At 49.8% G+C, this 9,927-nt stretch carries 8 protein-coding genes; 4 read left to right on the forward strand and 4 right to left on the reverse strand.

The annotated features are described in order from the left end of the window. The 4 genes from Q8O92_07850 to Q8O92_07865 all read left to right on the forward strand — a co-directional run. Positions 1-1,194: Gfo/Idh/MocA family oxidoreductase (locus Q8O92_07850; GenBank protein MDP2983227.1), on the forward strand; the 1,194-nt coding region annotated here is incomplete at its 5' end. Further along, a complete protein-coding gene (locus Q8O92_07855; GenBank protein MDP2983228.1) occupies positions 1,191-2,021 on the forward strand; it encodes a sugar phosphate isomerase/epimerase in 831 nt (276 codons plus the stop codon). The genes Q8O92_07850 and Q8O92_07855, both read left to right, overlap by 4 nt. Positions 2,022-2,091: 70 nt before the next feature. Beyond that, complete coding sequence (locus Q8O92_07860) at positions 2,092-4,458, forward strand: T9SS type A sorting domain-containing protein (protein MDP2983229.1); 2,367 nt, start codon at positions 2,092-2,094, stop codon at positions 4,456-4,458. 95 nt (positions 4,459-4,553) lie between these two features. Continuing rightward, positions 4,554-5,705, forward strand: coding sequence for a DUF1080 domain-containing protein (locus Q8O92_07865; GenBank protein ID MDP2983230.1), 1,152 nt, complete (start codon positions 4,554-4,556; stop codon positions 5,703-5,705). 7 nt (positions 5,706-5,712) lie between these two features. On the opposite strand, the gene Q8O92_07870 is transcribed toward Q8O92_07865, so the two are convergent. The 4 genes from Q8O92_07870 to Q8O92_07885 all read right to left on the reverse strand — a co-directional run bounded on the left by Q8O92_07870 (position 5,713) and on the right by Q8O92_07885 (position 9,579). Then, the gene (locus Q8O92_07870) at positions 5,713-6,186 is read right to left on the reverse strand and encodes a hypothetical protein (GenBank protein ID MDP2983231.1); all 474 of its coding nucleotides are present in this window, start codon (positions 6,184-6,186) and stop codon (positions 5,713-5,715) included. A gap of 359 nt (positions 6,187-6,545) precedes the next feature. Continuing rightward, entirely contained in the window at positions 6,546-7,898 is a 1,353-nt protein-coding gene (locus tag Q8O92_07875; GenBank protein ID MDP2983232.1) for a Gfo/Idh/MocA family oxidoreductase, read from the reverse strand. A gap of 14 nt (positions 7,899-7,912) precedes the next feature. Beyond that, complete coding sequence (locus tag Q8O92_07880; GenBank protein MDP2983233.1) at positions 7,913-8,338, reverse strand: ubiquitin-like domain-containing protein; 426 nt, start codon at positions 8,336-8,338, stop codon at positions 7,913-7,915. Between the two features lie 362 nt (positions 8,339-8,700). Then, positions 8,701-9,579 carry a YegS/Rv2252/BmrU family lipid kinase gene (locus Q8O92_07885; protein ID MDP2983234.1) on the reverse strand — a complete coding sequence of 293 codons (879 nt, stop codon included), beginning with the start codon at positions 9,577-9,579 and terminating at the stop codon, positions 8,701-8,703. Positions 9,580-9,927 lie beyond the last annotated feature (348 nt).

A 9,927-nucleotide genomic window follows, 5' to 3' on the forward strand; every position in this document is an offset into this window, starting at 1 on the left:
AGGGAGCACTGCCGCGAGTGGTCAAGAAACCCGGGGGTGCGGATCAAAACGATCTGCGATCCCGACGAGAATCTGTTCAAAGCCTGCTCTGACGAATTGGAGAAGCTCCAGGGAAGCCGTCCGAAAACGGAGTTCGACCTGCGCCGGGTGTTTGATGACAAGGACATAGACGCCGTCTCGATTGCGACCCCCGACCACTGGCATGCCCTGGCCGCCATCTGGGCCTGCCAGGCGGGTAAACATGTGTATGCTGAAAAACCGGTCTCCCATAACATCTGGGAAGGCCGGAAAGTCGTGGATGCGGCAAGAAAATACAACCGAATCGTCGCCGCTGGAATGCAGAACCGCAGCATCAACGGGGTCAAAGAGGCAATGAAATTTCTCCATGAGGGCAAGCTCGGCGATATTTACATGGCGCGGGCGCTCTGTTTCAAACCCCGCGATTCCATCGGAAAACAACAGGACGCCCCCGTTCCGAAGGGAGTACATTACGATCTGTGGCTCGGTCCGGCGCCCGCCCGCCCTTTCAATCCCAACCGCTTTCACTACAACTGGCACTGGTTCTGGGATTACGGCTGTTCGGACATGGGAAACCAGGGACCCCACCAGATGGACATCGCCCGCTGGGGATTGAAAAAAGCCGTCCACCCTAAAAAAATCAAATGCGCAGGGGGATATTTCGCTTTCGATTCCGACCAGGAATCCCCTAACACCCAGATCGCCACTTTCGAGTATGATGACGGGAAAATCGTGCAGTTCGAGGTGCGAGGGGTTTACACGAACAGCGAGGAAGGGATTCTCATCGGCAATTTCTTTTACGGCACCCTGGGCTGGATGCAGATAAACGGCAACGAGTGGAAGACTTTTTTCGGCCGTAAGAACCAACCCGGCCCGAGCTATACGAACGCAAACGAAAAATCCGCCGATCCGGCCGTCCTGGCCGGCGCCGGGAGCAGCCCTCACTTCCGTAATTTCATCGACACTCTACGATCGGGGAACTGGATGGAACTTGCCGCAGATATCGAGGAGGGACACATGTCGACCTCGATGTGCCATCTGGGGAATATTTCCAACCGTCTGGGCCGGGAGTTGACTTTCGATTCTCACGCAGAGCGTTTTTCAGGAGACGATATCGCTGACAGCTATCTCACACGGAATTACCGGTATCCGTATGTTGTAAAGGAGCAGGTATGATGAACGAACCTTCCAGAAGAAAATTCCTCCGTCGTGCGGGCGTGGGACTCGCCGCCGTTCCACTCGCCGGAGAGGCCTTGGCGCAAAAAGCGAAATCCCCGAAGTTGACCCTGGGCATGGCTTCGTACACCTTCCGCAAATTCGACCTGGAAAAAACCCTCGCCATGACCAAGCGGCTGGGTCTCAAACAAATCGCATTCAAGGACTTTCACCTTCCCATGGACAGCACCCCGGAGGTAATACGAGCGGCAGCGGTGAAAACGAGGGATGCCGGGCTTGAGCTTTATGGGTGCGGGGTGGTGTACATGAAGACCGAGGCCGAAGTGAATCGGGCGTTCGATTATGCCAAAACTGCAGGCATGGCAATAATCATCGGCGTCCCGGAACACGGCCTCCTGGATCTGGTAAACCGAAAAGCGCAGGAGTATAATATCAAGGTAGCTATTCACAATCACGGGCCCGGCGACAAGGTGTACCCCAGTCCGCAGACCGCCTACGACAAGATAAGGGATCTCGATCCGCGCATGGGGCTTTGCCTGGATATCGGGCACGCCCAGCGTCTCGGGGTTGATCCGTCCGAGGCGGCCAGGAAGTTTTCAAAGCGCCTGCTCGATGTGCATATCAAGGACGTGTCCTCTTCATCGGCGGAGGGAACCACAGTGGAGATCGGGCGCGGGGTCATCGACATACCCCGGTTTCTCCGCACCCTGATCGAACTCCGTTATACCGGCACATTGGCGCTGGAATATGAGAAAGACGAGAACGATCCCCTGCCCGGCGCCGCGGAATCGATCGGGTACCTGAGGGGAGCTTTGGAGTTGATGTAAAAGTAAAAGAAGAATACAGGAGACAGAAGACAGAAGACATATTTTTTTTCTTTTGGAAAGGAGGTTGTGAATGCGGAACATCAATAAAACGTTGGGAATTGGATTGATATCTATCATATGCACAATCGTTTTCACTCAGGCGTCAGTCTCTTCTGCCGAAAATCCTGATGATATCTATTGGGCGAACAGCCTGTCGCCGTCAATTCCGGGAGTCAATTCTTCAGTCAACGCTTTCACGGTGTATAACCAGGAGCTTATTGCAGGGGGAAGTTTTACTAACGCTGGCGGAGTTATCGCCAATTATATCGCCGCCTGGAACGGTTCTTCATGGTCAAATTTAAGCACGGGATTGAATGGTAATGTCAATGCGCTCACGGTGTACAATGGGAAACTCATCGCAGGCGGACAGTTCACTGCTGCTGAGGGGATTAACGTCAATTATATCGCCGCCTGGAATGGGACTTCCTGGTCTCCCCTGGGCACCGGAATGAATGGTAATGTCAATGCTTTAGCGGTATACGGTGATAGACTAATTGCCGGAGGTCAATTCACTACCGCGGGAGGAGTTAAAACCAGTTGGATTGCCTCGTGGGATGGATCGTCCTGGTCTCCATTGGGAACTGGAATGAATGGTAATGTCAAAGCTCTCATCATGTATGATGGGAAACTCATTGCGGGTGGAGAGTTCAGTACGGCTGGAGGCGCATCTGCCAACAGGATTGCATCGTGGGACGGGTCTTCCTGGTCAACCCTTGGCGCTGGAATGAATTCCAGCGTCCTTGCTTTCACAATATTCGGGGGGAAGCTTATTGCAGGAGGAGTGTTTACAAATGCTGGCGGTGTATCGGTAAATTTTGTCGCCTCTTGGGACGGGTTGTCCTGGTCGCCTCTTGGTTATGAGCTTAATAGCTGGGTTTATGCCCTTGCAGTATATGACGGGAAGCTCATTGCGGGTGGAGCCTTTGGTGTATCGAGCGGAGTATCCAACATTTTTATCGCGGTATGGAATGGGTCGTCATGGTCGCCCCTCGGCTCCGGAACGAAATCTTATGTAAATGCTCTTGCAGTGTACAATGAGAAACTCATCGTGGGTAATTCCAATACTGGGAGCGGGATATTAACTGAATTTATCTTCGCGTGGGACGGAAGCTCATGGTCGAAACTCAACTATGGAACGAATGGCTATGTGCTTGCTGTCTCATATTACAATGGGAAACTCATTGCGGCGGGAGCTTTTACTGCCATGGGCGGGGTTAATGCCAATTATATAGCCGCATGGGATGGAACATCATGGTCGCCGCTCGGTACAGGCTTGTCTGGTTATGTATATGCTCTCACAGTATACAACGGAAAACTCATTGCCGGAGGAGAGTTTACTAAAGCAGGCGGGATTACTGTCAATTATATCGCAGAGTGGGATGGAACATCATGGACGTCTCTTGCCTCCGGATTGAACGGCCCTGTAAATTCATTTACTATATTCAACGGGAAACTTATCGCGGGCGCCAATAAAATCGCTTCCTGGGACGGAACCTCATGGACTCCCCTCGGTTCGGGCTTCGATGGTATCGTTTATGCTCTCACTGAATATGGCGGTAAGCTTATTGCAGGAGGTCAATTTGTTCACGCGGGGGGTGTTACTACTTTATGTATTGCTTCATGGGACGGGTCATCGTGGTCGCCGCTCGGTTCCGGCATAACCGGAGGGACTTCTTCTATTCGCGTTCTTGCACTTGCGGTATATAGCGGGAAACTCATTGTGGGGGGATATTTCACTGCCGCAGGCAGTGTATCAGCCAATTATATCGCTGCATGGGATGGTTCATCGTGGTCGCCACTAGGCCAGGGTATTTCGCCCACTGGTTTATCTGGTAACATTTTAATCCGTGCTCTCACTGTTTATGACGGGAAACTCATAGCGGGAGGAAGTTTCAATGCCGCCGGAGGGATCAGCGCCAATAGAATTGCCTCGTGGGACGGAACCTCATGGTCTCCCCTCGGCTCGGGGTTGAACAATGCTTTAATTTGTCTAATGGGTAACAATGAAGAACTCATTGCAGGGGGATTTTTTACTCAAGCGGGAGGAAAAGTTGCAGCTTATATGGCGAAATGGACAAAAAAAGATTTCCCAAATGAAATAGAACAATCGCATTTTCCATCAGCATTTCGCTTGTCCCAGAATTATCCTAATCCATTCAATCCGGCGACTACAATTGGATATGATGTTCCTTCACAATCGCAGATAACTTTGACAATATTCAATGTTGTCGGGCAATCTGTGCGAACACTGGTTGACGACACCCGGCAGGCTGGTTCCTATCGTGTGACGTGGGATGGCGCCGACAGGTTCGGCGCGCCGGTTTCGATGGGAGTGTATTACTATCGATTACAAGCCGGCGATCACAGCGAGACGAAGAAAATGATTTTACTGAAATAACCTGTTGCCAAGAAAAATCGGCAGACTACATTCCAATTAACTACCCGAAGCAAGCTGCGGGGAATTCGGCATCTATTCAAAGTAAGGTAACCACCATGCGCTCTCACATTTCCGCTTCTCTGGCATTATTCCTGGTTTTATCTGTACCGACCGTTCCGGTATCGGCTCAATCCCCCGGCCCCGGTTACCTATCCCTTTTCAACGGCAGGGATTTCATCGGCTGGGACATCGAGCCGAACCTGGGGGCCTGGGTGGTGGAAAACAGCGAGATAAGCTGCCTGGGAAAACCCGCCACCCCCTACCTTATCCGTTCGGTAAAGGAATATGAGAATTTCGATTTTTATGCAGATTTCAAGGTGAGCAAGAATTGTAACACCGGAATATTCTTTCATGTACAATCGGCAGGACGTGAGTCGCGTCTCGGGTTTGAGGCGCAGATACTCGACGATTCGGGAAAACCGGCAGACAAAACCTCTACCGGCTCCATCTATGATGTTGTCGCCCCTACAGTAAACGCAATGAAACCGGCGGGAGAGTGGAACCGCTACCGGGTGCTGTTCGACTGGCCAAAATGCCAGATATGGCTGAACGGCCAGCTTGTGCAGGATACCGATTTCTCCGCTCATCCGATCCTGAAATACCGCCTCCGCCGCGGGGTGATCGGCCTCTCCAATCACGGCTTTCCAGTGCAATACCGTAATATCCGGATCAAGGAACTGCCTGACAAAGAGGCATGGACTTCTCTTTTCAACGGCAGAAATCTGCAGGGATGGACCGCTGTCGGCGATGCGGACTGGCAGGTAAAAGACGGCATGCTCATCGCCACCAAAGGACGGGGATACCTGATAACCGACAGCGAATTCGACCGATTTCAGTTCCAGGCGCTCGCCGAAAACGACACCCTTCGATCACGGAGCGGCTGCTTTTTCTATCGCTGGAAAAGTGTGGATGATCCCGGCTATGCAGTAGATTTCTACGATTTCCCGAAAGCGGCTGTAACAACGAAACAGTACCGCGGCAACATTCCCGAGCGGGTAATTCCCCCCTGGAAATATCCCTGGCTCCTCTACCAGATCATCTCCGCCGACCGTGAGTCAGAAATCAGAGTGGGCGGATATATTACCACATCCAATTCCCTGCTCGGAAAAGTACGGCCGGGGAAAATAGCCATCTATCACAGCCCGGAGGACGGAATCATCCGCTTTCGGCAGATCAGAATTCAGCAGCTTGAGGGGAAAGGGATCTGAAGGTTGTTTATTTCCCCAGTATTTTCCCCAGCCGGTTCAGGATTTTCTCCGAAACGCGGTCCACATCTTTCACCCGTGAAGCACTCGTAATTGCGTCAAAGGGCTTTTTGATCACCACATTCGCACCGGAAGTTACGACAATGATAATATTACCGGCCTTGTTGTTTTTATTATAGTAGGATATGGCATGACGGGGGGTGTGCCACATCCAGAACTCCGTCATATATACTACCGCAGCATAATCCTCTGAAGAATATATATTTGCATATTTCGGCCGGTCGCTGGCAACCGTATATCCCTTTTCAGCAAGAGCCTGCGAAACTTTTTTCACCACTTCAGTCTTGAATCTCTTTTCATTGAAGAGAATGCAGACCACCTTGCCGCCTTTTACAGCCTGGCCCTGGGGTGAAGGTTTTTCCCCGCAGTTCATCATCGACAACGCGAACACAGGTAGAAGAAACGAGATGAGAATCTTGTTCATTGGATGGTTCTCCCTGAAAAAGTTTCTTAGTAATTTGCTTTCGTTTGTTTTTCATCTATATAACGCGTTTTATAAATTGTGTATGTAAAACAAAATATTTTATTGCGTCTCTTTTCAAAATAGATGCCGAAACGGTTGCAAAAAGATGCGCTGCGCTTTCATCGTTCCCGCGAAGCGGCAACAAGTTCGGCATGACACATGTCATCCTGAACTCGTTTCAGGATATAAACACTCAAAACATGCGCAATTATTTATGTCGTCTTGTATATAATTCTTGTTTTTTCCCTTTGTGCCTTTGCTCCTTTGCCCCTTCGTACCTTTCTTCTAACTTTGTCTCTCTGTCACTTTGCAGCTTCTTTTTATACTTTTTCCGGCACAACAAACGGCTTCCTATAGTTCCGGCTGACCAGATCATTTGCCTCTGCGTCTCCGATAAACTGCTCCTTTACCGGATCGAAAATCAATGTGCGGCCGGTACGATAAGCGATATTGCACTGGTGGCACATGGCAGCGGCAAGGTGTCCTTCAAGGATGTCGGAGGCAAGAGATTCCCGTTTCCGTGAGCGCACACATTCGATGAAATTGATAAAATGCGGGTCAACATCTGCTCTTTGCGTACCGGAAGTAGGAAATTTTTCAGCAGCCTCCGCACGGTTCATGGTTACCGCCGGCTCTTTCTCACGGCCGTGATATACAGCCCAACTGCCTCCTGCCAGGTCAAGTTTCATCCATCCCTCGGAGCCGTAAAGGAGCATCCCTTCACGCACGGTGTCATCGTAGTTGGTGTAAAGCCCCCGAATTTCTAGCTGGAACAGGGTGCCGTCGGGATATTCCATACAGGAAATCTGGGTGTTGGGCGTTTCCTGGTCGCTGTCGAAAACATAGAAGCCGCCCATGCTCTGGATTGTACGGGGGAGTTCTTTTTTTTGCAGGAACCAGCGCGCAAGATCGGTGAAATGCGGACCATTGTTGCCGGTTTCTCCGTTTCCGGTATCCCAGAACCAGTGCCAGGTATAGTGGAAACGGTTGTCATAGAAGGGGCGCCAGGGCGCCGGCCCCAGCCAGGTATCGAAATGCACTCCTTCCGGCACAGGCGCCACTTTCCCCCTGCCGATGCTCTCGCGGGGGCGATAAATGATTCCGCGGATCATATACACCTTGCCTAGTTTGCCAGTGTGAACGAAATCCGCCGCCGATCGGCCCAGAGGGCTTGACCGGTGCTGGCTGCCGGTTTGCACGATACGGTTGTACCGGCGGGCGGCTTCCACTGCTTTCCGGCCCTCGAAAATATTGTAGGAAGCCGGTTTTTCCACATAGACATCCTTGCCGGCCTGGCAGGCCCAAACGGCAGCCAGGGAATGCCAGTGATTGGGAGCGGCTATGGAAATTACATCCACATCTTTATCTTCCAGCACCCGGCGGATATCGGTCTGGGTTCTCGGCTTTCTGCCCGACGATTTCTCCAAATCAGCAACTGCTTTGGGAAACAGGCGCTCATCCACATCGCAGAGTACAGTTACCTGCACATTTGGTATGCGGGAAAAATTTTTGATATGGTCGGATCCGCGGCTGTGGATACCCATGACCGCGACATTGATTCTTTCATTGGGGCTGTTTTGCGCCAGTGCGCCTGTAATCCAGGGAGCTGCTCCCAAACCGGCTGCGGCGCCTAAAGTCCGGAGAAAAGCACGGCGATTCGACATTGATTCCATAGTAACACTCCCTGTTAGGGTGTATTATCAGCCGGTGGTTTTTTCCGTATAAAATATATTCCTATCGCCAGAATGACCACCAGCATGATAATTATTGGCAGAAGACCGGATGGGCTCTTTCCTATGGGTCCACTTTCCACTCCGTGGTGTACATAAAGAGTATCGCCGTCCTTGATGGAATAGAAAGCAAGGGTATTTTTGTCGTTTAATTTCTGTTTTCCCTTGAATACAGCCTGGTTAAGGTAACTAATCTCGGTAATTGTGTATATACTATCCTTCACTTTTTTCACGGTATCTTCGGAATCAGCTTTGATTTTAAAAGACTGCCCGGTTGAGATAACCACATTCAATTCCATGGCTGAAGCGCGGCTTATCAATAATGTCAGGAAAAACAAACAAACAGCCAGACTGATACCGGTCCTGTAATTCATTCCCATCATGTGATCCTCCCCTAAATGACTATTTCACTTCCCTATTATTGTTTCGGCGATTAAATATACGAACACATTGTTAAGAATAGATGCCGAAACAAGTTCGGCATGACGTTTTTGTTTCTAACCCGGATTATTCATAAAAAAGGATTTTCTTTTTGTAAGTGTCAAAACTACAGCCCCCTAAATCCCCCAAAGGGGGACTTAAACCACTAAAAAACAAAATGTAACAGATTTTTTAATCATGATGTTGCACTTAGATGTTATTATCTTTACCATGTTAAGTCCCTCTCCGGGGGATTTAGGGGGCTGCCTTCAAAAAGTAGTAATAGGTATGGGAAATATGGCAGTTTTAATAATTTGTTGAACTATCAGGGGATAATTACTTTGAGCGATGATGGATTTACGGTGACCTGCAGGGTGGAATCCCCGGAAAACACTTCCCCATCGACATGGAATATCCCTGGCTTTTCCCGTTGAATTCGCAGCGATTGGAATTCATGGTATTCCAGCTCCTTCAACTCTTGCACTGAACCGTCAAACAGTCTTTTTATGGCGCCGGGGGCTTTGAATATACTGAATTTGGGGATTATCACAGCTATGAGCTTACCGCTCGCCGGATTTGCCTGTGGAGCAATGACTGCCCCGGCGCCGTATTGCGGGGTGTTGGAAATGGTGAGGGCGAATATTTGCCTGGTGAATTCCCTGCCGTTGATCTGAAGGTTTACTTTCTCCGCGGGCTTAGTAAAATAATTTTTCACAGCGAGGAAAAAGTAGTCTAACACCCGGCGTTTGCTTCCCTTCTTCCTGTTAAAATCGAGTGCAATATTGGCGTCGAAACCAATACCGGCAGTGGAAACAAAAATGTGCGATGCAACCTTGCCGGTATCAATAGCAATCGTTTTATGGGCATCGAATATCCTGATCAGACTATCCATGTCGAAGGGTATATCAAGACCTCGCGCCAGTCCGTTCCCGGTACCGAGAGGGATAATACCCAGGGGAACTTTCTGGCCGATAAGTCCGGAAGCCACGTCGTTCACCGTACCGTCGCCTCCCGCTGCAAAAACCGCATCATACCCTTCAAGCACTGCCCGTGAGGAATGCTTTTTCCCAAGTCCGGGCTTCAAGATATAGGTGATATCGGCGCTTCCCCCTTTTTTCCCGATGTGGGAAGCGATGCCCTCGACTATCTTTCTTTTTTCTTTATCAATCCCGACCAGGGGATTCGCGATAATAAGCACTCTCATTATGATTACAGTTTGAATACCTTTCTTTTCCGATATTTCGTACAGCCAAACAATATTGAATAAAAATAGCACAATTAATGGAAATAGTCAACGGTAAGAAAAAAACTGGCCATCCCCCATTTTTTTCTTTGACGACAAATATGCCATGCTATTTATATGCTCTAAAGACAAAATCCCCCCGCCGCATAAAGCGGCGACCCCCTTGTTAAGGGGGTAAGATACTGCCTGCCAATATGTTTCCCCCCTTAAAAAGGGGGGATGTCCAAAGGACAGGGGGGATCAGTCCTTCAAGAAGGCATGCAATTATCCGATAATACTTTCACATAAAATTATTCTTATAACGATAAG

It is taken from the genome of Candidatus Latescibacter sp., assembly GCA_030692375.1.
Lineage (GTDB): Bacteria > Latescibacterota > Latescibacteria > Latescibacterales > Latescibacteraceae > JAUYCD01.

What these genes read in the sequence shown, in the direction of transcription:
- Q8O92_07855 (MDP2983228.1), top strand. Translation starts at nt 1,191, where the DNA reads ATGATGAACGAACCTTCCAGAAGAAAATTCCTCCGTCGTGCGGGCGTG.
- Q8O92_07860 (MDP2983229.1), top strand. Translation starts at nt 2,092, where the DNA reads ATGCGGAACATCAATAAAACGTTGGGAATTGGATTGATATCTATCATA.
- Q8O92_07865 (MDP2983230.1), top strand. Translation starts at nt 4,554, where the DNA reads ATGCGCTCTCACATTTCCGCTTCTCTGGCATTATTCCTGGTTTTATCT.
- Q8O92_07870 (MDP2983231.1), bottom strand. Translation starts at nt 6,186, where the DNA reads ATGAACAAGATTCTCATCTCGTTTCTTCTACCTGTGTTCGCGTTGTCG.
- Q8O92_07875 (MDP2983232.1), bottom strand. Translation starts at nt 7,898, where the DNA reads ATGGAATCAATGTCGAATCGCCGTGCTTTTCTCCGGACTTTAGGCGCC.
- Q8O92_07880 (MDP2983233.1), bottom strand. Translation starts at nt 8,338, where the DNA reads ATGATGGGAATGAATTACAGGACCGGTATCAGTCTGGCTGTTTGTTTG.
- Q8O92_07885 (MDP2983234.1), bottom strand. Translation starts at nt 9,579, where the DNA reads ATGAGAGTGCTTATTATCGCGAATCCCCTGGTCGGGATTGATAAAGAA.